This window comes from Pseudomonas sp. TYF_14, from assembly GCF_043105275.1.
GTDB classification, from domain to species: domain Bacteria; phylum Pseudomonadota; class Gammaproteobacteria; order Pseudomonadales; family Pseudomonadaceae; genus Aquipseudomonas; species Aquipseudomonas alloputida.
Map to the genome: position 1 here is coordinate 55,354 of NZ_JBICLK010000057.1, position 21,353 is coordinate 76,706.

Below are 21,353 nucleotides of genomic sequence, written 5' to 3' on the forward strand. Positions count from 1 at the left end.
CCCATGCCCACTGCGCAGCTGGCCGAACACGGCATCCGCATTGGCCTTGCCGAGCTGATCGACATGCGCCACCGCGTGCGCGAAATCCAGCTGTTTTCCAAGCCCGGCCAGCGCAGCCCACTGGTGGGCCTGCACCATTCCAAGCTGCGCGGGCGCGGCGTGGACTTCGACCAGGTGCGCGTTTACCAGGCCGGCGATGATGTGCGCAACATCGACTGGCGTGTCACTGCGCGTACCCAGGAGCCGCACACCAAGCTGTTCCACGAAGAACGCGAGCGGCCGATCTTCATCCTCGTCGAGCAAAGCCAACGGCTTTTCTTCGGCTCAGGGCTGATGTTCAAGTCCGTGCTGGCGGCCCAGGCTGCGGCGCTGTTCGGCTGGGCAGCGCTGGGCCACAACGACCGCATCGGCGGCCTGGTGTTCGGCGACAACGAACACCACGAAATCAAGCCCCGACGCAGCAAGCAAAGCCTGCTGCAACTGCTCAACCGCTTGGCAAAGGTCAACCAGTCACTGCACACCGAAGCCATACCCGGGGCCGACAGCCTCGGCCTGGCCCTGCGCCGCGCCCGCGAAGTGCTGCGCCCCGGCAGCCTGGCCATCGTGATCTGCGATGAACGCTCGCTCAGCGCCCAGGTGGAACAGCACCTGGCCATGCTCTCACGGCATTGCGACCTGCTGTTGCTGCCGGTATCCGACCCGCTCGACCACGCGTTGCCCGCCGCCGGCCTGCTGCGCTTCGCCCAGCGCAGTGCCCAGCTGGAGCTCGATACCCTCGACGCCAACCTGCGCCAGGCCTACCGCCAGCAGGCCGAAGCCCGCATCGAGCGCTGGGAGCTGATGGCGCAAAAGCTGAGGGTGGTGCTGATGCCACTGAGCACGCAAAGTGAAATGGTCGAACAACTGCGCGAGTACCTGAACGCCCAGCGGCCACGGAGCGCGTCATGAACCCGCTCGACCAGTTGCACCCACTGATTGCCCCGGCACCGGTCAGCCTGTGGCCACCCGCACCGGGTTGGTGGCTGCTGCTGGCCGTCCTGCCACTCCTGGGCTGGGGCCTGTGGCGGCTGCGCCGCTGGCGCCCGGGCAAACGCCGCATCGTGCGCGCCGAACAACCCCTGGACCCGGTGCGCCTGGAGGCCTTGGCCGAGCTGGCCCGCCTGCCACGCCCGTATGACGGCGCCCCGGCCGGCGCCTGGCTGCAACAGATCAACGCCCTGCTCAAGCGCCTGTGCCGCAACCACTACCCAGGCGCCAACAGCCACACCCTCAACGGCCGCGAGTGGCTGGCCTTTCTGGATAACCGCTGCCCGGCCGCCGGCCTGACCCGCTGGATGGTACTGGTAGAAGGCGCCTATAAACCCGAGTGCAAGCTCGACGACAAGGCCATCGCCGGGCTCAGCCAAGCCGTCGAAATCTGGATCCGCAAGCATGTTTGAACTGGCCTGGCCGTGGGTCTTCGCCCTGTTGCCGCTGCCATGGCTGGCGCGCCTGCTGCTGCCCGCTGCCGACAGTGGTGAACCGGTGCTCAAGGTGGGCTTCCTCAACGAGCTGGAAGGCCTGGCCGGGCGCCGCGCAAGGCTCAACCTGCCCACCTGGCGCCAGCAGGCACCGTTTGTCGTCATCTGGCTGTTGCTGCTGTGCGCCGCCGCTCGCCCGCAATGGCTGGGCGAACCCGTGCCGATCGCCGCCAGCGGCCGCGACCTGCTGGTGGCGATGGACGTGTCCGGGTCGATGGACTTCCCCGACATGCAGTGGCAGAACGAGGACATCAGCCGCCTCGACCTGGTCAAGGCGCTGATGGGCGACTTCCTGCAAGACCGTGAAGGCGACCGCGTGGGCCTGATCCTGTTCGGCAGCCAGGCCTACCTGCAGGCGCCGCTCACCTTTGACCGGCGCACCGTGCGCACCTTCCTCATCGAGGCGCAGATCGGCATCGCAGGCAAGAACACCGCCATCGGCGACGCAATTGGCCTGGCGGTCAAACGCCTGCGCGAACGCCCGGCACAAAGCCGGGTGCTGGTGCTGATCACGGACGGCGCCAACAACGGCGGGCAAATTCACCCGCTGACAGCCGCCCGCCTGGCGGCCCAGGAAGGCGTGCGCATCTACACCATCGGTATCGGCGCCAACCCCGAAGCCAGTGGCACCCCAGGCCTGCTCGGCCTCAACCCGAGCCTGGACCTGGACGAAGCCGCGCTCAAGGAAATTGCCGACATCACCCACGGCGCCTACTTCCGTGCCCATGACGGCGCCGAACTGGACGCTATCGGCGATACCCTCGACCAGCTGGAGCCAGTAGCCCAGCAACCGACCCAGGCGCGCACAGCCCAGGCCCTGTACGCCTGGCCCCTGGCGCTGGCGCTGCTGCTCAGCGTACTGCTGGTGGTGGCCGTGCAGTGGCCCGACAACCTGTTGCAGCGCCTGCTGCGCAAGCCGCGCTTCCTGCAGCCGCACCCGGAATGGCGCCAGCGCTTGAAGCGCCTGCGTTTAAGGAGGCGGCGATGATCGACTTGTGGCCCCAATGGCTGCGCCCGCTCTGGCTGCTGGCGGTTCCCGTGCTCGGCTGGCTGCTGTACAAGCTGTGGCACCGGCGCAAGCGCGCCGGGCGCTGGCAGATGATTCTGCCGCCAGCCTTCCACGGTGTACTGCTGGGTGGCGGCAGCGGCAGCACCAGCAAACTGCCGTGGGTGGCGCTGGGCCTTGCCTGGTTACTGGTGATCCTGGCGCTGCTCGGGCCCAGCTGGCAGCGGCTGGAAGAAAGCCGTCAGCGCCCGGCCGACCCGCTGGTGATCCTGCTCGAACTGACCCCGCAAATGCTCGCCGAGGACAGCCCGCCCAACCGCCTGGAACAGGCCCGGCGCAAGATCCTCGACCTGCTTGAACACCGCCGCGACAGCCAGACGGCGCTGGTGGTGTATGCCGGCTCCGCGCACACCCTGGTGCCGCTGTCCGACGACCTGGCCACCACCCGCAATTTGCTCGAGGCCATCGACCCGTCGATCATGCCCAAACCCGGCCAGCGTGCCGACCTGGCCGTGCAAAAAGGCCTGGCGCTCCTGGCCCAGAGCGGCCTCGGCCAAGGCCGCCTGCTGCTGGTAGGCTCGGCGCTCAGCGCCGCCGAGCGCCAGGGCATCACCCAGGCCCTCGGCCGCCAGGGCCCAAGCCTGCTGATGCTGGGCATCGGCAGCCGCGAAGGCGCCCCGGTGCGCCAGGCCAATGGCGAATACCTTAAAGACGACCAGGGCGGCATCCTCGTGCCTCGCCTGGACAGCGCCAGCCTGAAGGGTTTTATCAGCGGCACGGGCGGGCGCTACCGGCACGCCCGCATCGACGACCTCGACCTGCGTGGCCTGGGCCTGTTCGACAACCCGCGGAGCGGGCGCAATGACGGCCAGACCCTGCAACTGGACAGCTGGGCCGACCAAGGTTACTGGCTGCTGATTCCGTTGTTGCTGCTGGCCGCCTGCGCCGGCCGGCGCGGCTGGCTGTTCTGCCTGCCGCTGCTGCTGGCCTTGCCGCAGCCTGGCCAGGCTTTCGAGTTCAACGACCTGTGGCTGCGCCCCGACCAGCAAGGCCAGAAGCTGCTGGAGCAAAACCGCCCGGCCAGCGCTGCGCGTCACTTCCAGAACCCGCAATGGCGCGGCATGGCCCTGTACCAGGCCGGCGACTATGCCGGTGCCGCCGAGGCATTTTCCCAAGGCGACACTGCAGCAGCCCACTACAATCGAGGCAATGCCCTGGCCCGCAGTGGCGAGCTGGAAGCCGCCCTGGATGCCTACGAGCAAGCCCTGGAGCGTCAGCCCGACCTGCAGGCCGCGCTGGACAACCAGGCGCTGGTGCAGCAACTGCTGCAACAACGTGAAGCCAAGGCCGAGGAACAACCGCCCGGCAGCGATGCCCAAGACACGCCCGGCAGCGAAACCGAAGGCAACAGCAGCTCGGCCAGCAGCCCGGCCCAAGGCACACCCGGCGACGACCAACAGGCCAGCCCCGAACAACCCGGCGAAAGCAGCAGCAACAGCCAGGCCGCCCCCGGCAACCAGGCCGGGAGCGACGACAGTGTCATCCAGCCGCCACAGCGCCCGGTGTCGACCAGCCTCGACGGCGAACAGCGCCAAGCCCTGGAGCAATGGCTGCGGGAAATCCCCGACAACCCGGCAGAGCTGCTGCGACGCAAATTCTGGTATGAACAGCAATTGCATCAGGAAAAATCACAATGAGTCGCTTCGGCGTCTTTCTCCTCACCCTGCTGTGGGCCGTGCTGGCCCAGGCCGAACCGCTGCTGCAGGCCAGCGTCGACCGCACCCGCCTGGAAGCTGGCGAAAGCCTGGAACTGACCCTGGAAAGCCAGGACGTCACCCAGTTCGGCAAGCCCGACCTGCGCGCCCTGGAAGGTGACTTCGAAGTGCGCGGCACGCGACAGCTGAACAGCCTGCACACCCTGGACGGCGAAACCCGTGCCAGCACCCGCTGGATCATTACCCTGCTGCCACGGCGCAGCGGTACCCTGCGCATCCCCGAGCTGCGGCTGGGCCAGTCGCACAGCCAGGCCATCGAACTGCAAGTGCTGCAGGCCGATGCCAACCGCCAGGACAACGCTCAGGTATTCATCGAAGCCACCCTCGACAGCCACGACGTCTATGTCCAGGCCCAAGCCGTGCTGACCCTGCGCATCTACCACTCGGTAGCGCTGTACGACGACAGCAGCCTCAGCTCCCTGCAACTGGAGAACGCCAAGGTCGAGCCGTTGGGCGAGTCGCGCACGTATGAAAAGGAAATCAACGGCGTGCGTCATGGCGTGATCGAAACCCGCTATGCGGTGTATGCCCAGCAAAGTGGCACCCTCGACATCCCGTCGCTGACGTTCACCGCCACGGCAGCTGCCAGCAGCGACGAAGCAGCGCAGGCCAATGGCACGGCCCGCGCCGGCCACCAGGTGCAGGTCAGCTCGCTGCCCTTGCGCCTCACGGTACGGCCGATTCCGGCAGCCTGGCCGGCTGGCTTGCCGTGGTTGCCAGCCAGCAGCCTGACCCTGGAAGAGCACTGGAGCCCGGACCCCGGCAGCCAGCAGGTACAGATTGGCGACTCGCTGACGCGCAACATCACCTTGCGTGCCGAAGGCTTGTCCAGCACCCAACTGCCGCCGCTGCCGGCTACGGAGATCATCGGCCTGCGCCGTTACCCTGACCAGCCGCTGCTGCGCAACGAAATCAGCGAACGGGGCATGACCGCCAACCGCGAAGAGCGCGAGGCCCTGGTGCCGACCCACAGCGGCACGCTGGCGTTGCCGGCGCTGGAAGTGGCCTGGTGGAACACCCGCGAAGACCACCTGGAGCACAGCAGCCTGCCGGCGCGCACGCTGAACGTGCTGGACAACCCGGCACTGAGCGCCGACACCCCGGTGGGCGACAACAGCAGCGCCAGCACCCTGCTGTGGCCCTGGCAGCTGTCCACACTGGTGTTTGCCCTGACCACCGTGCTGGGCTTTGCCCTGTGGTGGCGCGCCCGTTCGCGGCCAGCGGTGCTGCGCACGGCGCAGAACGGGCCAAGCCCACGCACCTTGCTGGACGACCTCAAGCGCGCATGCCAGGCCAACGACCCTCAGGCTACGCGCCAGGCGCTGGATGCCTGGGCCCGGCAGCAACCGGAAACCCTGGCCGAGATGGCGGCGCGCTTCGTGCCGTTGTCGGATGCGCTGGATGGTTTGAACGGGGCGTTGTACAGCGAGAGTGGGCAGTATTGGCAGGGGGAGGATTTGTGGCGGGCGATTGGTACCATTCCGCCAGCTGAGCAGGTGTTGCTGCCGACGGGCGAGAGCGGCAGCTTGCCGCCGCTCTATCCCAAGTAAGTGGTGCCTGTGCGGGCCTCTTCGCGGGCATGCCCGCTCCCACAATGACCGCGTAGGCCGAGAACCTTGCGCCGTACCTGTGGGAGCGGGCGTGCCCGCGAACACCGGCGCAGCTACCACCGTAAGATATTTCTGAACCTGCAACCCAATGCTTCAGAATCAACCCGCTTAGGAATTACCCTACGCGCGCTGCCGAACTATCGCCGTTGTCGGGGAAACACCTCACGGATAACGTTTCCGGGTCGCTTCGGTGACCGGGTGTGAGAACCCGACAGAGATTTTACGCAGCACCTCTAATGGCGGCCGTACGTGGGCAGGCTTCGGCCTGGCCGAGTCTTTGCGTATTTCTCCTCGGTTTCTCACCCCGCGTACGGCTGCCACCCTCGATCCGTGAGAAAGATTCAGGTGGCAGTGCCCTTCTGTTTCAGAGGAATACGCCATGAAGAAGATCGTCCCCGATCCTCCTGCAATCCTGACAGCCCGCCCCTTCTACACCATCAACCAGGACACGCCTTCGGTTGACGCCCTGACCCACACCCTCCAGTTGATGGCCGGCATCGAAGACTCGCTGGACGAATACATCTGCGCCAATGCCGGTGAACCCGGTATCAACATGCTGGTCAACGCAGTGCATCACGTGCAGATGACCAGAGCGCTGGCCGAGTTGCTGCTACACCGGCAGACCGGGGAAATCACCCTGCGCTGATTGCAGCCTTTGTAGGAGCGGCCTTGTGTCGCGATCGGGGTGCGAAGCGCCCCCAGGGTCTTCGCATCACAGCCAAATCGCCGGGCCATGTTGCGGCCCTCTGCGACCGGTCCGGCAAGGCAGCTCCCACAATGAACCGAACCGCAAACCCTTGATGATCGTGCTTAAAACCATTCTGCTTTACGCAGCCGTGAAGCCGACTGAGCGGGCTGCTCTGCGACTGCCTCGGTTGGCCCTGGCTTGGGCGGGAAGGGATCGTTCGGATTCAGAAGCGCGTCGATCATTGGCGTTGCACTGGATGCATCACCTTGTGGACCGCTCAGCAGTGGTTTGGGGCTCCTTTTATCCTGCCTGGATGCCAATTCACTGATCAAAAGCATTTGTTGCTCGTGCAACGCGTAATGCGTTCTCTTGGACTTCGAAATCATACTGTCGACCATTTGCGAACCTAGTGTGTTGTACCGTTCAACCAACTGATCTGTAGTTAGCTGCTGAACTTTCTTCACGGAGACTGGCTTGATCCGCACGGGTCGCCGTGAAAGAGCATTTCTCTCGAACCCATGCCCACTTGGATCCTGCCGATTAACAGGATCATTCGAACAAAAGGCGTAGCTGTTCACCCCACCCTCACCAAACGGGCTGAAGCTGTCCGCCGACAGAAAGCGCATCAGAGCCGGGCTGAATGCACGATACCCGTTGCCCAATAGATAACTCGTCAACTCAACGGCCAGCCGTTCGCCGTTGAAACCGAGTAGCGTGCTTTTCGATGGCCGCTTGGAGTACCCGTATGCTGTATAGACCTGTGCCAAGGTCGCCATCGCCTAGCCTCATACAAGTGAGCCAGTTGTAGTTTGCTCGAACACAATTTTTCCGCCGCAATCAACGGCGAGACAACTGACAAAAATGCCAGGCAAGCGCGGTCCATGTGGGAGCGGGCGCGCCCGCGAACACCGGCGCAGCCGGTGCCATGCACCGCGTTGGATTCTTCGCGGGCACGCCCGCTCCCACAGGGTCCCTGCTAAATCAGTAAGTGATGCGCAGTTCTATGAGCTGGCTTGCCCGCGATCGGGCCGCACAGCGGCCCCACGCTTGGGTTACCATACCGCCCTTTCCCCGCTTGCCCGACTCGACACCAACAGGTCATCCATGCGTCTGTTTCATACCTCCGACTGGCACCTGGGCCAAAGCCTGCACGGCCAGGAACGCGACTTCGAACACGCCTGCTTCCTCGACTGGCTGCTCGGCCAGCTGCGCCTGCGCCAGCCGGATGCGCTGCTGATTGCGGGCGACATCTTCGACACCGTCAACCCGCCCGTCAAAGCCCAGGAACGCCTCTACGACTTCATCGTCCAGGCCCACGAGCAACAGCCCAAGCTGGACATCGTGATGATCGCCGGCAACCACGACTCCGGTTCGCGCATCGAGCTGCCGGCCGCACTCATGCGCCGCCTGCGCACCCATGCGTTGGGCCGTGTGCACTGGCTGGACGAGGGCCAGCTGGATGCCGAACGCCTGTTGATTCCGCTGACCAACGGCCGTGGCAAGGTGGCCGCCTGGTGCCTGGCCCTGCCGTTCCTGCGCCCGGCCGAAGTGACCGGCCCGCAGCTGGGTGACGACTACCTGCAAGGCATCACCCAGGTGCACCAGCAACTGATCGCCGCCGCACTGAAGAAACGCAAGAAAGACCAGGCGCTGATCGCCATCAGCCACGCGCACATGGCCGGTGGCGCGGTGTCGGAAGACTCCGAACGCAGCCTGATCATCGGCAACGCCGAGGCGCTGCCGGCCAAGCTGTTCGACAAGGCTATCAGCTACGTCGCCCTGGGCCATCTGCACAAGCCGCAGAAGGTCAACCGCGAAGAGCGCATCCGCTACAGCGGCTCGCCAATCCCGCTGTCGTTCGCCGAAATCAACTACCCGCACCAGGTCCTGGAAGTGGAGTTGGACGGTAACGGCCTGGTCAGCGTCGAGCCACGCCCCGTACCACGCGCCGTGGCCCTGCAACGAGTGGGCCCGGCTCCGCTGGGCGAGCTGTTGCAGCAACTGGCCGACCTGCCAGTGGTCGACCTGCTTGAAGACCCCAACCGCCAGCCCTGGCTGGAAGTGCGGGTGATGCTCGACGAGCCGCAACCCGACCTGCGCCAGCAGATCGAAACCGCGCTTGAAGGCAAGGCGGTACGGTTGATCCGCATCAGCGCCGAGTACGCCGGCCGCAACAACGCCGAAGACGATGACCTGGCCTTTGTCGAACTGGCCCAGATGACCCCGCAAGACCTGTTCAGCCGCGCCTGGGAGCAAGCCTACGGCAACCCCGCCGACGAGCAGGCGCTGGCCGACTTCGCCCTGCTGTTGCAGGACGTGCAGCAGGAAGAGGAACAGCCATGAAGATTCTCGCCATCCGCCTGAAGAACCTGGCATCGCTGGCCGGCCCGATCGACATCGATTTCACCGCAGAACCGTTGGCCAGCGCTGGCCTGTTCGCCATCACCGGGCCTACCGGTGCTGGCAAGAGCACCCTGCTTGACGCCCTGTGCCTGGCGCTGTTCGGCACCGTGCCGCGCCTCAATGCCATTGGCCGTGAGGCCAAGGTGCCGGACGCCGACGGCGACATCCCCACCTCAGACCCGCGCAACCTGCTGCGCCGTGGCACCGGCAGCGGGTTTGCCGAGGTCGATTTCGTCGGCATCGACGGACGCCGCTACCGCGCCCGCTGGGAAGCCAACCGCGCCCGCGACAAGGCCAACGGCAAACTGCAGCACAGCCGTCAAAGCTTCTACGACCTCGACAGCGAGCAAGTGCTCGGCAGTGGCAAGAACGAATACAAGCAACTGGTCGAAGCCCGTCTGGGCCTGAACTTCGAACAGTTCACCCGTGCGGTGATGCTGGCCCAGAGCGAGTTCGGCGCGTTCCTCAAGGCCGACGACAAAGACCGTAGCGAGTTGCTGGAAAAGCTCACCAACACCGCGATCTACACCCGTCTGGGCCAGCGTGCCTTCAGCAAGGCGCGCGAAGCCGGCGAGGCGCACAACGCCCTGAAAGAACGCGCCAGCCATCTACTGCCGATGGCTGCCGAGGCCCGTGCCGAGCTCGACCAGCGCCTGGAGCAGGCGCAACAGCAGTTCAAGGCCGACCAGGCCGGCGAGCGCCAGCTGGAGCAGCAACGCAACTGGCTGAATGAACAACGCCAGCTTCAGGCCCAACACACCGAAGCCAGCACCACGCTGCAGGCCGCCGAACTGGACTGGCAACAGCTGGCCGAACCACGCCTGGACCTGGCACGCCTGGAGCGCCTGGCCCCACAGCGTCACCAGTTCCACCGCCGACAGGCCCTGAGCGCACAGCTGGCGCCAGTGGCCGCGAAAATTGCCGAACAGCAACAGCAGCAAGCCGAACTGCAGGTGCGCACCCGCGAACTCGAACAGGCGCTGGACACTGCGCGCCAAGCGCTTGCCGACCGCCAGGCCGAGCACGGCGAGAATGCGCCGCGCCTGCGCCAGGCCTTTGCCGCTCAGGATACGCTGGCACGCCTGGACCAGGAGCTGGCCGCCCAGCGCAGCATCAGCCAGCAGGCGCAACAGCAGGTTGCTGACGGCCAGCAGCAACTGCAGCAGCTGGAAGACAACCAGCAGCGCAGCGTGCAACAACTGGCGCTGATCGACACCGCGCTTGCCGACAGCCAGCACCTGGCGGGCCTGGCCAATGCCTGGCACGCCTACCTGCCGCAACTGAAGCAGGTGATGCTGATCGGTGGCCGGCTGACCAAGGGCCGAGAAGAGCTACCCGGCCTGCAGGCCCAGGCCAGCCAGGCCAATGCGCGCTTGCAGGCCGAGCGCGACGCCTACGACCTGTTGTTCCGTGAAGCCAAGGCCGAACCCCAGGCCCTGGCCGAGCAGATCGACCTGCTCGGCGGCATGTTGCAGGACAACCGCAAACAGCAGCGCGCCGTAGAGGAAATGTCACGCCTGCACGGCCGTGAACAGGAGCTGCGCCAGCAGCTGGATGCCCTGCGCGAACGGCAGCAGCAGGCCATGCTGCAACGCCAGCAACTGATTACCGAAGGCACCGCCGCCAAGGCCGAGCTGGAGGCCGCCGAACAGGCGTTGACGCTCACCCGTCAACTGCTGGAACGCCAACGCCTGGCACGCAACACCAGCGTCGAAGAACTGCGTAACCAACTGCGTGACGGCGAACCCTGCCCGGTCTGTGGCAGCGCCGAACACCCCTTCCATCAGCCAGAAGCGCTGCTGCAGAGCCTGGGCCGCCATGATCAGGCCGAAGAGCACGCCGCCCAGAAGCAGGTCGAGACGCTCAACAGCAAGCTGGTGGAGCTGCGTACCCAGCTGGGTGTGGTCAATGCCCAGCTCAAGGACTTCCAGCAACAGCAACAGCAACTGGGCGAACAGTTGCAACCGCTGGTGGCTCAGGTACAGGCACACAGCCTGTGGCCAGCCCTCGCCCCGCAGGACGACAAGGCCCGTAGCGCCTGGCTCGACAGCCAGCTGCGTCGCCTGGATGAAGAAATCAGCCAGGACGAGAAACGCCAGAGCGCCCTGCTCGCCCTGCAACGGGACGCGGCCCGCCTCAACCAGCAATTGCAGGCTGCCCACGACGCCCAACAACAGGCCCAGCGCCACCTGGAGCAACAGCACCAGGCCCTGGCCAACGACGAGCAGCTGTTGCAGCAAGGCCTGAACGACCTAGCCGGCGTACTACCGGAGGAAGCGCTCAAGGCCCTCAACGACGACCCGGCCAATGCCTTCCTCGCCCTCGACCAGCAGATTGCCCAGCGCCTGCAGCAACTGGAACAGCGCAAGGACGAACTGGAAGAGCAGCAAGCCCGCCAAACCCAGCTGGACAAGCTGCGTGACCAACAGCAGGCGCGCGTGCAAGGCCAGCAGCAGTTACAGCAGAAACTGGCCGCCCTCGACGAGCAACGCCAGCAAGCCCTGGCCTCACTCGCCGAACTGCTCGGCGAACATGCCAGCGCCGAAGCCTGGCAGCAGCACATGGACACCGCGCTGGAGCACGCCCGCACCCTTGACGCCGACACCGCCCAGCGCCTGCAAGATCTGCGCACCCAAGGCGTGCAACTGGCCAGCGAGCTCAAGGCCAATACCCAGCAACAACAGGCACTGGATGCCGAATGCCAACAGTTGCAGGCCCAGATCGCCCAGTGGCGCAGCGAGCATCCGGAACTGGACGATGCCGGCCTCGATCGCCTGCTGGCCATGGATGACGCGCAAGTCAATGAATTGCGCCAGCGTTTGCAAGGCGCGGAAAAAGCCATCGAGCAGGGCCGCGTGCTGCTGCAGGAGCGCGAACAGCGCCTGCAGCATCACGCGGCACAGATGACCGTGGACACCACGGTCCAAGCCCTGGAGCAAGCCTTGGCCGAACTGCGCGAACGCCTGGCAAACCACGAGCAGCAATGCGCCGAATTGCGTGCACAACAGGCCGACGACCAGCGCCGCCAGCAGGCCCACCAGGCGCTGGCGGCAGAAATCGAACAGGCCCACCAGCAGTGGCAACGCTGGGCCCGCCTCAATGCCCTGATCGGTTCGGCCTCCGGTGATGTGTTCCGCAAGATCGCCCAAGGCTACAACCTTGACCTGCTGCTGCACCACGCCAACGCCCAGCTACGTCAGCTGGCCCGTCGCTACCGCCTCAAGCGCGGCGGCAGCGCCCTGGGCCTGCTGGTGCTGGACACCGAGATGGGCGACGAACTGCGTTCGGTGCACTCGTTGTCGGGCGGGGAAACCTTCCTGGTGTCGCTGGCCCTGGCCCTGGGCCTGGCGTCGATGGCGTCCAGCACCTTGCGTATCGAGTCGCTGTTCATCGACGAAGGTTTCGGCAGCCTCGACCCCGAGTCGCTGCAACTGGCAATGGACGCCCTCGACGGCTTGCAAGCCCAGGGTCGCAAAGTGGCGGTGATCTCCCACGTACAGGAAATGCACGAGCGCATCCCGGTGCAGATCCAGGTGCGGCGCCAGGGTAATGGCCTCAGTGACGTGGAGGTGTGCGGGTGATCCTCTACTCGTTCCGCCGCTGCCCGTGGGCCATGCGTGCGCGCCTGGCCCTGCGCTATGCCGGCTGCGAGGTGGAAATCTGCGAGGTGGCGATGAAGAACAAGCCGGCAGAGCTGCTGGCCTTGTCGCCCAAGGGCACGGTACCGGTGCTGGACACCGGTGCCGAGGTACTGGAAGAGAGCCTGGACATCATGCGCTGGGCGCTGACGCAAAACGACCCGCAGGATTGGAGGCTACAGGCCAACCCTGCGGCTGCGCAGCAGGCTGAAACGCTGATTGCGCGCAATGACACCACGTTCAAGGCGCACGTGAACCTGTACAAGTATGCCGAACGTTACCCGGAGCATTCCCGCGAGCATTACCGCCAGCAGGCCGAGGCCTGGCTGGCGGAGCTCGAAGGCTTGCTGGCGGGGCGGGCTTACCTGCTGGCCGACCACCCGAGCATGGCCGATGCCGCGTTGCTGCCCCTGATGCGCCAGTTTGCCGGGGTCGAACCGCAGTGGTTCGCCGAGGCGGCTTATCCGCGTGTGCGGAGCTGGCTGGAGGGGTGGCTGGCTTCGGAGCTGTTCAAGGCAATCATGGTCCGCTGATTAAACATCGGGCTGCACATGGGTCCGTGTGGGAGCGGGCATGCCCGCGAAGCAGGCACCGCGGTGGATGGCACCGGCTCTGCCGGTGTTCGCGGGCATGCCCGCTCCCACAAGGACCTCACACAAGCCAGATCAGTGGTGGTGCTTGCCACTCAGGGCCGCATGGAAATTGGCGCTCTGGCGCAGGTACTGCTCGGTGTAGCTGTGGGTGGCAGAAGCCTTGCTGCTGTCGGCATGGGCATGCGCTGGCAGTACGACCGATGCGGAAATGGCGGATGCGGCAATAACCGGGAAGAGATTGAAGTTCATCTGGGCTGACCTCGACGGCGGTGGTTTGACGGTGGCCCTTTTGGGCCTTGGGTCAAACTTACGCCGCCGAGGCCGCACGCAAAAATTCATTGCAGCAGTACCGATTATCACGCTGATCGATATCACTCGATGAACTTGAGGTCCGAGGGTGCATCCTGCTTCAGCGTCTGCACCGTCTCCAGCAGCTTGCCACTGCGCGGATCGCGACGTATCACCACGATCTGGTTGCTCTTCTGGTTGGCCACCAGCAGGAAGTTGTCACTCGGGTCCAGGGCAAACTCCCGAGGGTGATCACCTTCTGCCGGGCGACGCTGCAGGAACGTCAACTGACCGTCCTGCTTGCCCACGCTGAACGCCACAATTTCATTGGCTGTGCCACGGTTGCTCACGTACAGGAAGCGCCCGTCCGCCGACAGGTGCAAGCCACCTGCTGCCTTCGCTGCGGCCTCCTGGCGTTCGGTCAGGGGTAAGCGCTGGCGTTCAACCAGGTTGCCGTCCTGCACATCGAACATCACCACCTCGGCGTTCATTTCCAGGGTGAGGTAGGCGTGCCGGCCCTTGGCGTCGAACAGCAAGTGACGCGGACCGCTGCCCGGCGGCAAGGCCACGGACGCAGGTATCGCCGCTGTCAGCGGGTGGTCCGCACTGGCACCGTCGTAGCGGTAGATGAACACCTTGTCGGCACCCAGGTCGCTGGCATACAGGTGCTGGCCATCCGGCGACAGCACCAGCGAATGCACGTGGGCGCCGGCCTGGCGCTCAGGGTTGACCCCGCTCGCTTTATGCCGGGCCTGTTGCACCACGGGCTTGAGCGTGCCGTCCTTGGCCACCGGGATCACCACCAGGCTGCCACCGGGGTCGGGGTTGACCGCGTAGTTGGCCACGAACAGGTAGCGCTGGTCACGGCTGAGGCTGGCGTGGGTGGGCTCGTCGCCCTGGGTGACCACTTGGTTGAGCGGCTTGATTTCGCCTTTGCTGCTGATGCTGAAACTGCTGGCATGGCCCTGCGGGGTCTCATTCACCGCGAACAGCTGACGCTGGTCGGCCGACAGCACCAGCCACGAAGGGCTGACGCTTTTCACCACCTGCAGAGGTGTTGGGCCGATTTGGCCGGCCTTGTCGTCGAAATGGTAGCGGTAGATACCCTGGCTAGCGCCATCGGTGTAGCTGCCCACCAGCAAGGTGGCAGCGTGTGCAGAGATTGTCAGGCTCATCAGGCTAGCGGTCAGCAGGCTCGTCCAGGTCCGGTTCATCTTGGTCATCATCCGGGGCACGAAAGGCACTCATACAGACTAGCCGATGCGCGCCGTTGGCATCGTCGAGTTGCCACTCGTCTCCGGTGGCGATGGCGGCAGCGATTTGCTCAGGGGTGAACGACCAGCGACGCAATTGGCGGCCGTCCATGCATTCGACAGTGAGGCCGGCTTCATCAACGGTGAAATCGAAGGCGTGCAGGCCGTCGATCAAAAGCATATCGCAGGACTGCAGGGCGGTAGCGAGGGGGGACATAGGGGTACCCATCTGAAATGAGCTGGCAGTATAACCGGGGGGCCGCAATGCGGCCCCCTCCAATCAATGGGCGAAGATCGACCCACCCTCCTTGCCCACCATCTTCTCAGGCTTGATCAGGAACCGCGCCAATGCCGGTAGCAGCCACAGCGCACCAAACATGTTCCAAAGCAGCATGAAGGTCAGCATCAGGCCCATGTCCGCCTGGAACTTGATCGCCGAGAAGATCCAGGTGCATACACCAATAGCCAGGCACAACCCGGTGAACAGCACCGCCTTGCCGGTCGAGCGCAGGGTCTGGTAATACGCCTCCTGCAACGGCAAACCGGCACGCAGGAAGCTTTCCAGGCGGCTGTAGATATAGATGCCATAGTCCACGCCAATGCCCACCCCCAACGCCACCACCGGCAAGGTCGCCACTTTCACCCCGATACCCATGTAGGCCATCAGCGCGTTGCCCAGCACCGAGGTCAGCACCAGGGGCAGCACGATGCACAGCGTGGCGGCGAACGAGCGGAAGGTGATCAGGCACATCACGGCCACGCAGATGTACACCAGGATCAGGATGGTCAGCTCGGCCGACTTGATCACTTCGTTGGTCGCAGCCTCGATACCAGCGTTACCCGCCGCCAGCAGGAACTGCAGGCCTTCCTTGTCATGGCTGTCGGCAAATGCCTTGGCCACGGCGGTGACGCGCTCCAGCGTTTCAGCCTTGTGGTCATTGAGGAACACCAGCACGGGTGCCAATGAGCAGTCGCCGTTGTAAAGGCCGTCGGCCCGGGCGATGGAGTTGTTGAGGATGTCCGGGTTGCGCGACAGGGTTTCCCATTTCAGGCTGCCCTCGTTCATGCCCTTGATCACCTGTTTGGAAACGGTGACCAGAGAAATCGCCGACTGCACGCCTGGGGTGTTTTCCATGGTCCACATCAGCTCGTCGATCGGCGCCATGGTCGAGTGGACCGAGCACTTCTCCGACGGCGTCTTGACCATGATCACCAGCACATCGGAACTGGTCGAGTAGTTGCTGATGATGAAGTTGTTGTCCTGGTTGTAGCGCGAGTCGGGGCGCAGCTCCGGTGCGCCCTGGTCGAGGTCGCCGATCTTCAGGTTCTGGCTGTACCAGAGGCCACCGGCGAAGGCGAGCAGTGCCAGCACCACCGACACCGGCGCCACCTTGGCACTGGCGAAGTTCGACAACAGGCGCCAGAACGGGTGCTCGCAGGTTGCGTCTTTCTTGCTGCGCTCGATGGCCTTCTTGCTGATGCCGACATAGGAGATGGCCACCGGCAGCAGGATCAGGTTGGTGAACACGATCACCGCCACGCCGATGGAGGCGCCGATGGCCAGTTCGCGAATCACCCCGATGTCGATGATCAGCAGGGTAATGAAGCCCACCGCGTCGGCCAGGATGGCGATCATTCCCGGCAGGAACAACTGACGGAACGTGCGCCGGGCAGCGGTAAGGGCGTTGTCGGCATCACTCGACTGCAGGGCGATGCCGTTGATCTTCTGCACCCCGTGGGAAATGCCGATGGCGAAGATCAGGAACGGCACCAGCATCGAATACGGGTCCAGGCCGAAGCCCACCGCATGCATCAGCCCCAGCTGCCAGACCACCGCCACCAGCGTGGTGATGAGCACGGCGACAGTGCTGCGGATGCACCAGGTGAACCAGTACAACAACACCAAGGTGATCACCAGGGCGACGCCGAAGAACATCGCCACCATCACCAGGCCATCGATCAGGTCACCGACCTTCTTGGCAAAGCCGACGATGTGGATTTTTACATTGGGGTTCTGCGCCTGGAACTTGTCGCGGATCTTCTCTTCCAGCAGGTGAGAGAACTGCTGGTAGTCCAGCTTCACCTGTTTGCCCGGGTCCTGCGGGTCGGGGTAGCTCTCCAGCAGCGGCACGTCGACGATGCTGGACTTGAAGTTGTTGCCTACCAGGCGCCCCACCTGGCCTGACTTGAGCACGTTGTCGCGCAGGGTATCGAGGCTGTCCTGCGACCCGTTGTAGGTGTTAGGGATGACCTCGCCACCGGAAAAACCCTCTTCGGTGACCTCGCTCCAGCGCACGCTGGGGCTCCACAGTGACTTCAGCCCGGCCCGGTCGACACCGGGGATGTAGAACACCTCGTCATGGATCTGACGCAGGGTCTCCATGTAGTCCTTGTCGAAGATGTCACCGTTCACCGCCTCCACCGAGATGCGCACGGTGTTGCCGAGGTTGGCCAGGTCGTTGCGGTGCTCCATCATCTGCTCGATGAACGGATGCTGCAGCGGGATCATCTTCTCGAAGCTGGTGGACGGGCGAATCTGCGTGGCCTGCCAGAACAGGAAAATGCTGACCAGCACGCACAGGGCGATGACCACTGGGCGGTTGTTGAAGATCAGGCGTTCGAGCAGCGTGGCTTTATCCTGGTGATGCGGGTGCATGGTAATGCTCTCCCTGCTGGTCATGGGCGCACCTCCGGAGCAGGCTGATCAGCCCCTTCGGCGCTGGCCAGGTGCACACCACCCTGCCCCACCAGCAGCAGGCCGCCGTTGGCCAGGCCACTGACGCCGGCCAGGGCCAGGCGGTCGGCGCGGTTGTACACGCTGAAGGTCTGGCCGTCGTCCGTGCTGCGCAGCACGCTGCCACCATTGCCGACCAACACCAGGGTACCATCATCGACAAGCGTAGCGCCTGCCAGGCCGAACTCCAGGGTACCGCGTGCGGCCTTGAGTTCGATCGGCTGCCAGTTGTCACCGAAGTCGCTGGAGCGGAACAGGTTGCCGCGAAGGCCGTAGGCCAGCAGGGTCTGCGGCCTGGCGGTGCCGATCACGCCGAACAGCGAGCCCTCGTAGGGGCCCTGGACCTTGGCCCAGGTCTGGCCGTTGTCGGTGGAGCGGAACATGCCGCCCTGCTCACCCACGATGAACAGGCCGGCATCGCGCACGTGGGCGATACCGTTCAGGTGCAGCTGGTCCGGGTTGTCCAGCCGCTCGGCCACATCCTGCCAGTGTTGCCCACCATCGGTGGTTTCCAGCAAGGCACCATAGGCCCCCACGGCAAAGCCGTGCTGGGCGTCGAGGAAGGTGACATCGAGCAAGGGTGCTTCACGGGCGAGGTCTTCGAACTGCTTGCTCCAGGTGGCGCCGCCGTCGGTGCTGGCGAGGATCTGCGCGTCATGGCCGACGGCCCAGCCACGCTTGTCGTCGAGGAAAAACACGGCAGTGAGCAATTGCCGGGTGGGTACCCGAGCCTGGGTCCAGGTACTGCCCTGGTCGTCGGAGAACAGAATGTGGCCTCGATCACCCACCACCACCAGGCGCTTGCCGGCATGGGTGGCGTCGATCAACAGGCTTTGGCTGGCCTTGGCCGATTCGGTGGAGTATTGGTCGGCGGCCGCGGCCTGGGCGCTGTCTGCCCACACCCCCAATGCCAATGCCAGCATCGCGCTGGCTGCCCATGGCCAGGCACCACGCCTGGCTGGCGTACGTAACTGTTCCCTCATGACTGCCCCCTTGTTGTGTTCTTTTTTGGTGGGTCAATGCATTGCAGGCTTTGCAGAAAGCCTGATCTAGAGGCCTGCAATAGCTTGAGGAGATCGTAGCGGGGATGTTTGCGGGAGTACAACGGGCGGGGTGTTATGTTTTGTTGTCGGCCGGGGAAAGCCGGGGCCGCTGGGCGGCCCCAATTCACCAGAATTACGCCAGACTCTTGCTCACAACCTCATACACATCACTGGACAACTCACCCGAAGCCAGAATGCGCTCCAGCTCACCCTTCATCAGCGCCTGACGCGCATCGTCATACTTGCGCCAGCGTGTCAGCGGCGCCAGTTGCCGCGAGGCAATCTGCGGATTCAGCGCATTCAGCTCGATCACCAGGTCCGCCAGGAAGCGATACCCGGAGCCATCGGCAGCATGGAAGTTGACCAGGTTCTGCCCGGCAAAGGCGCCGATCAGCGCACGCACCTTGTTCGGGTTCTTCAGGGTGAAGGCCGGGTGCTGCATCAACGCCTTGACCCGCGCCAGCCCGCCCGGCAGCGTGCTGGCCGCCTGCACGCTGAACCATTGGTCCATGACCAGCGGGTTGTCCTTGAAGTGCTCGGCAAAGGCCTCCAGCGCTTTGGCGCGCTCGGCCTCGAACGGCGAGTTGACCAGTACCGCCAGCGCGGTAAGGCGCTCGGTCATGTTGTCGCAGTGCTCGAACTGCTCCAGGGTCGCGTCCAGCACCTGTTGCTTGCCACTCTGCATCAGGTACGACAGGGCAATGTTCTGCAGGCTGCGGCGGGCAAAGTGCTCGGCCGAGGCCACATAGGCAGTGCTGCGCGACACTTCACGGTTGGCCTGGTAACGCGCCCACAGGGCGTCGAACAGGTGTTCGGCGATCTGCTGGCGTGCGAACTCGCGGGCGGCGTGGATGGCGTCGACGTCGGCCACCTGGCTGATCTCGGTAAGGTACGCCTCACCTGGCAGCGAGAGCATTTCGGCCACCATGGCCGGGTCCAGCGATACATTGCCCAGCACAGTGCCCAGGGCGGTGATCAGGCGCTGGTCGAGCTTCAGGGCTTCGCCGCGTTGATGCTGGCCGATCAGTTCCTGCAGTACCTGCACCGACAGCTGCTGGCCCGCTTCCCAGCGGTTGAAGCCGTCGCTGTCGTGCTGCATCAGGAACATCAGCTGGTCACGGTCATACGGGAAGTTCAGCTTCACCGGGGCGCTGAAGCCACGCAGCAGCGACGGCAGCGGCTTGGCCTGGATGCCCTGGAAGGTGAAGGTTTGCTCGGCTTCGGTTACCGACAGCACGCGGCTGGTTCCTTGAGCAGCGTCTTCGCCAGCCAGTTGCAGCGGCAGGTCGTTGCCATCGGCATCCAGCAGGCCCAGCTCCACCGGGATCACGAACGGCAGTTTCTCGGCCTTGTCCGGGGTCTGCGGGCAGCTCTGGCGGAACGTCAGGCTGTAGGTCTGCGCGGCGGCGTCATACGCCTCGCTGACCTCCAGGCGTGGGGTGCCCGCCTGGCTGTACCAGCGCTTGAACTGGGTAAAGTCGACGCCGTTGGCGTCTTCCATGGCCTTGATGAAGTCGTCGGTGGTTACCGCCTGGCCATCGTGACGTTCAAAGTACAGGTCGCTGCCCTTACGGAAGCCTTCGCTACCCAACAGGGTACGGACCATGCGCACCACTTCAGCGCCCTTCTCGTAGACGGTCAGGGTGTAGAAGTTGGAGATTTCGATGAAGCTTTCCGGGCGCACCGGGTGGGCCATGGGGCCGGCGTCTTCGGCGAACTGGTGGGTGCGCAGGTAGGCGACGTCTTCGATGCGCTTGACCGTGCGCGAGTTCATGTCGGCACTGAACTCGGCATCGCGGAATACCGTGAAGCCTTCCTTCAGCGACAGCTGGAACCAGTCACGGCAGGTGACGCGGTTGCCCGACCAGTTGTGGAAGTATTCGTGGGCGACCACGCCTTCGACGCGCTGGTGCGCAGCATCGGTGGCGGTTTCGGCACGGGCCAGCACACAGCTGGAGTTGAAGATGTTCAGGCCCTTGTTTTCCATGGCGCCCATGTTGAAGTCATTGACCGCAACAATCATGAAGATGTCCAGGTCGTACTCGCGGCCATAGACTTCTTCGTCCCAGCGCATGGACTTTTTCAGGCTGACCATGGCGTGGTCGCACTTGTCGATGTTCTCGGGTTCGACGTAGATGCGCAGGGTCACCTCACGGCCGGACTGGCGGGTGAAGCTGTCTTCAACGCACCACAGGTCACCGGCCACCAGGGCGAACAGGTAGGCCGGCTTCATGAACGGGTCTTCCCAGGTCGCCCAGTGGCGGCCATCTTCGGCCGGCCCGCTGCCGATCGGGTTGCCATTCGACAGCAAGACCGGGTAGCGATGCTGCTCGGCGATGACCGTGGTGGTGAAGGTGCTCATCACGTCCGGGCGGTCGAGGTAGTAGGTGATCTTGCGGAAGCCCTCGGCCTCGCACTGGGTGCAGAACATCTTGCCCGACTTGTACAGGCCTTCCAGGGCGGTGTTGCTTTCCGGGTGGATCTTCACGCTGGTGTCGAGGGTGAAGCGCTCGGCCTTGGGCTGCACGGTCAGGCTGTCGGCGTCGAGTTGGTACTCGCCTGGCTGCAATTCCTGGTCATCCAGCGAGGCGCGCAGCAGTTCCAGCTGCTGGCCATCGAGTTCCAGTGGCGGCAGGCCGGCACCGCGTGCCGGGTTGCGGCGCATGACCAGTTGCGCGTGAACCAGCGTGTGGTCCTCGAACAGCTCGAAGGTCAGGTGCGTCTCGTCGATCAGGTACTCCGGCGCCTGGTAATCCTTGAGGTAGATCACTTGCGGTTGTTCGGTACGCATGTGCAGGTCCT

At 64.5% G+C, this 21,353-nt stretch carries 16 protein-coding genes; 9 read left to right on the plus strand and 7 right to left on the minus strand.

All coding sequences use genetic code 11. The features are described from left to right. Nucleotides 1–3 precede the first annotated feature (3 nt). The 6 genes from ACF8O8_RS15725 (at nt 4) to ACF8O8_RS15750 (ending at nt 6,557) form a co-directional block, all read left to right on the plus strand. A complete protein-coding gene (locus tag ACF8O8_RS15725) occupies nt 4–948 on the plus strand; it encodes a DUF58 domain-containing protein (RefSeq protein WP_020193144.1) in 945 nt (314 codons plus the stop codon). Then, a complete protein-coding gene (locus ACF8O8_RS15730) occupies nt 945–1,439 on the plus strand; it encodes a DUF4381 domain-containing protein (RefSeq protein WP_010953039.1) in 495 nt (164 codons plus the stop codon). The genes ACF8O8_RS15725 and ACF8O8_RS15730 overlap by 4 nt, the downstream gene beginning before the upstream one ends. Next, entirely contained in the window at nt 1,432–2,508 is a 1,077-nt protein-coding gene (locus tag ACF8O8_RS15735) for a vWA domain-containing protein (protein WP_392509961.1), read from the plus strand. Before ACF8O8_RS15730 ends, ACF8O8_RS15735 begins: the two co-directional genes overlap by 8 nt. After that, nucleotides 2,505–4,223, plus strand: a complete 1,719-nt coding sequence (locus ACF8O8_RS15740) for a tetratricopeptide repeat protein (protein ID WP_392509962.1) — start codon at nt 2,505–2,507, stop codon at nt 4,221–4,223. The genes ACF8O8_RS15735 and ACF8O8_RS15740 overlap by 4 nt, the downstream gene beginning before the upstream one ends. Beyond that, on the plus strand, nt 4,220–5,851 hold the full coding sequence (locus ACF8O8_RS15745; protein WP_392509963.1) for a BatD family protein: 1,632 nt from the start codon (nt 4,220–4,222) through the stop codon (nt 5,849–5,851). The genes ACF8O8_RS15740 and ACF8O8_RS15745 overlap by 4 nt, the downstream gene beginning before the upstream one ends. Nucleotides 5,852–6,290: 439 nt before the next feature. Continuing rightward, nucleotides 6,291–6,557 carry a hypothetical protein gene (locus ACF8O8_RS15750; protein WP_010953035.1) on the plus strand — a complete coding sequence of 89 codons (267 nt, stop codon included), beginning with the start codon at nt 6,291–6,293 and terminating at the stop codon, nt 6,555–6,557. 164 nt (nt 6,558–6,721) lie between these two features. On the opposite strand, the gene ACF8O8_RS15755 is transcribed toward ACF8O8_RS15750, so the two are convergent. Next, nucleotides 6,722–7,375: an RHS repeat-associated core domain-containing protein gene (locus ACF8O8_RS15755; RefSeq protein WP_392509964.1), complete on the minus strand. Its 654-nt coding sequence runs from the start codon at nt 7,373–7,375 to the stop codon at nt 6,722–6,724. Between the two features lie 328 nt (nt 7,376–7,703). On the opposite strand from ACF8O8_RS15755, the gene ACF8O8_RS15760 reads away from it, so the two are divergent. From ACF8O8_RS15760 to ACF8O8_RS15770, 3 genes are read left to right on the plus strand one after another with little or no spacing between them, the layout of a single operon-like run. Then, a complete protein-coding gene (locus tag ACF8O8_RS15760; RefSeq protein ID WP_003247235.1) occupies nt 7,704–8,942 on the plus strand; it encodes an exonuclease SbcCD subunit D C-terminal domain-containing protein in 1,239 nt (412 codons plus the stop codon). Further along, entirely contained in the window at nt 8,939–12,583 is a 3,645-nt protein-coding gene (locus ACF8O8_RS15765; RefSeq protein WP_392509965.1) for an AAA family ATPase, read from the plus strand. The genes ACF8O8_RS15760 and ACF8O8_RS15765 overlap by 4 nt, the downstream gene beginning before the upstream one ends. Continuing rightward, entirely contained in the window at nt 12,580–13,173 is a 594-nt protein-coding gene (locus ACF8O8_RS15770) for a glutathione S-transferase (protein WP_060489095.1), read from the plus strand. The genes ACF8O8_RS15765 and ACF8O8_RS15770 overlap by 4 nt, the downstream gene beginning before the upstream one ends. 132 nt (nt 13,174–13,305) lie before the next feature. Here the strand turns inward: ACF8O8_RS15770 and ACF8O8_RS15775 are convergent, their stop codons facing one another. From ACF8O8_RS15775 to pepN, 6 genes are all read right to left on the minus strand, one after another. After that, nucleotides 13,306–13,482: a hypothetical protein gene (locus tag ACF8O8_RS15775; RefSeq protein WP_003247232.1), complete on the minus strand. Its 177-nt coding sequence runs from the start codon at nt 13,480–13,482 to the stop codon at nt 13,306–13,308. Between the two features lie 122 nt (nt 13,483–13,604). Continuing rightward, nucleotides 13,605–14,735, minus strand: a complete 1,131-nt coding sequence (locus ACF8O8_RS15780) for a lactonase family protein (RefSeq protein ID WP_010953030.1) — start codon at nt 14,733–14,735, stop codon at nt 13,605–13,607. After that, complete coding sequence (locus tag ACF8O8_RS15785) at nt 14,701–14,991, minus strand: DUF5629 family protein (protein WP_049586638.1); 291 nt, start codon at nt 14,989–14,991, stop codon at nt 14,701–14,703. Before ACF8O8_RS15785 ends, ACF8O8_RS15780 begins: the two co-directional genes overlap by 35 nt. A gap of 63 nt (nt 14,992–15,054) precedes the next feature. Then, nucleotides 15,055–17,430: an RND family transporter gene (locus tag ACF8O8_RS15790; RefSeq protein ID WP_049586703.1), complete on the minus strand. Its 2,376-nt coding sequence runs from the start codon at nt 17,428–17,430 to the stop codon at nt 15,055–15,057. A 20-nt stretch (nt 17,431–17,450) separates the two neighbouring features. After that, nucleotides 17,451–18,491 (minus strand): WD40/YVTN/BNR-like repeat-containing protein, encoded by a 1,041-nt coding sequence (locus ACF8O8_RS15795; protein WP_392509966.1) that lies wholly within the window; start codon nt 18,489–18,491, stop codon nt 17,451–17,453. Between the two features lie 193 nt (nt 18,492–18,684). Continuing rightward, entirely contained in the window at nt 18,685–21,342 is a 2,658-nt protein-coding gene (gene pepN, locus ACF8O8_RS15800; protein ID WP_392509967.1) for an aminopeptidase N, read from the minus strand. Between the last annotated feature and the right edge of the window lie 11 nt (nt 21,343–21,353).

Bases quoted from the DNA above. Each gene is read 5' to 3' on its own strand.
- ACF8O8_RS15725 (WP_020193144.1), top strand. From the start codon at position 4: ATGCCCACTGCGCAGCTGGCCGAACACGGCATCCGCATTGGCCTTGCC.
- ACF8O8_RS15730 (WP_010953039.1), top strand. From the start codon at position 945: ATGAACCCGCTCGACCAGTTGCACCCACTGATTGCCCCGGCACCGGTC.
- ACF8O8_RS15735 (WP_392509961.1), top strand. From the start codon at position 1,432: ATGTTTGAACTGGCCTGGCCGTGGGTCTTCGCCCTGTTGCCGCTGCCA.
- ACF8O8_RS15740 (WP_392509962.1), top strand. From the start codon at position 2,505: ATGATCGACTTGTGGCCCCAATGGCTGCGCCCGCTCTGGCTGCTGGCG.
- ACF8O8_RS15745 (WP_392509963.1), top strand. From the start codon at position 4,220: ATGAGTCGCTTCGGCGTCTTTCTCCTCACCCTGCTGTGGGCCGTGCTG.
- ACF8O8_RS15750 (WP_010953035.1), top strand. From the start codon at position 6,291: ATGAAGAAGATCGTCCCCGATCCTCCTGCAATCCTGACAGCCCGCCCC.
- ACF8O8_RS15755 (WP_392509964.1), bottom strand. From the start codon at position 7,375: ATGGCGACCTTGGCACAGGTCTATACAGCATACGGGTACTCCAAGCGG.
- ACF8O8_RS15760 (WP_003247235.1), top strand. From the start codon at position 7,704: ATGCGTCTGTTTCATACCTCCGACTGGCACCTGGGCCAAAGCCTGCAC.
- ACF8O8_RS15765 (WP_392509965.1), top strand. From the start codon at position 8,939: ATGAAGATTCTCGCCATCCGCCTGAAGAACCTGGCATCGCTGGCCGGC.
- ACF8O8_RS15775 (WP_003247232.1), bottom strand. From the start codon at position 13,482: ATGAACTTCAATCTCTTCCCGGTTATTGCCGCATCCGCCATTTCCGCA.
- ACF8O8_RS15780 (WP_010953030.1), bottom strand. From the start codon at position 14,735: ATGAACCGGACCTGGACGAGCCTGCTGACCGCTAGCCTGATGAGCCTG.
- ACF8O8_RS15785 (WP_049586638.1), bottom strand. From the start codon at position 14,991: ATGTCCCCCCTCGCTACCGCCCTGCAGTCCTGCGATATGCTTTTGATC.
- ACF8O8_RS15790 (WP_049586703.1), bottom strand. From the start codon at position 17,430: ATGCACCCGCATCACCAGGATAAAGCCACGCTGCTCGAACGCCTGATC.
- ACF8O8_RS15795 (WP_392509966.1), bottom strand. From the start codon at position 18,491: ATGAGGGAACAGTTACGTACGCCAGCCAGGCGTGGTGCCTGGCCATGG.
- pepN (WP_392509967.1), bottom strand. From the start codon at position 21,342: ATGCGTACCGAACAACCGCAAGTGATCTACCTCAAGGATTACCAGGCG.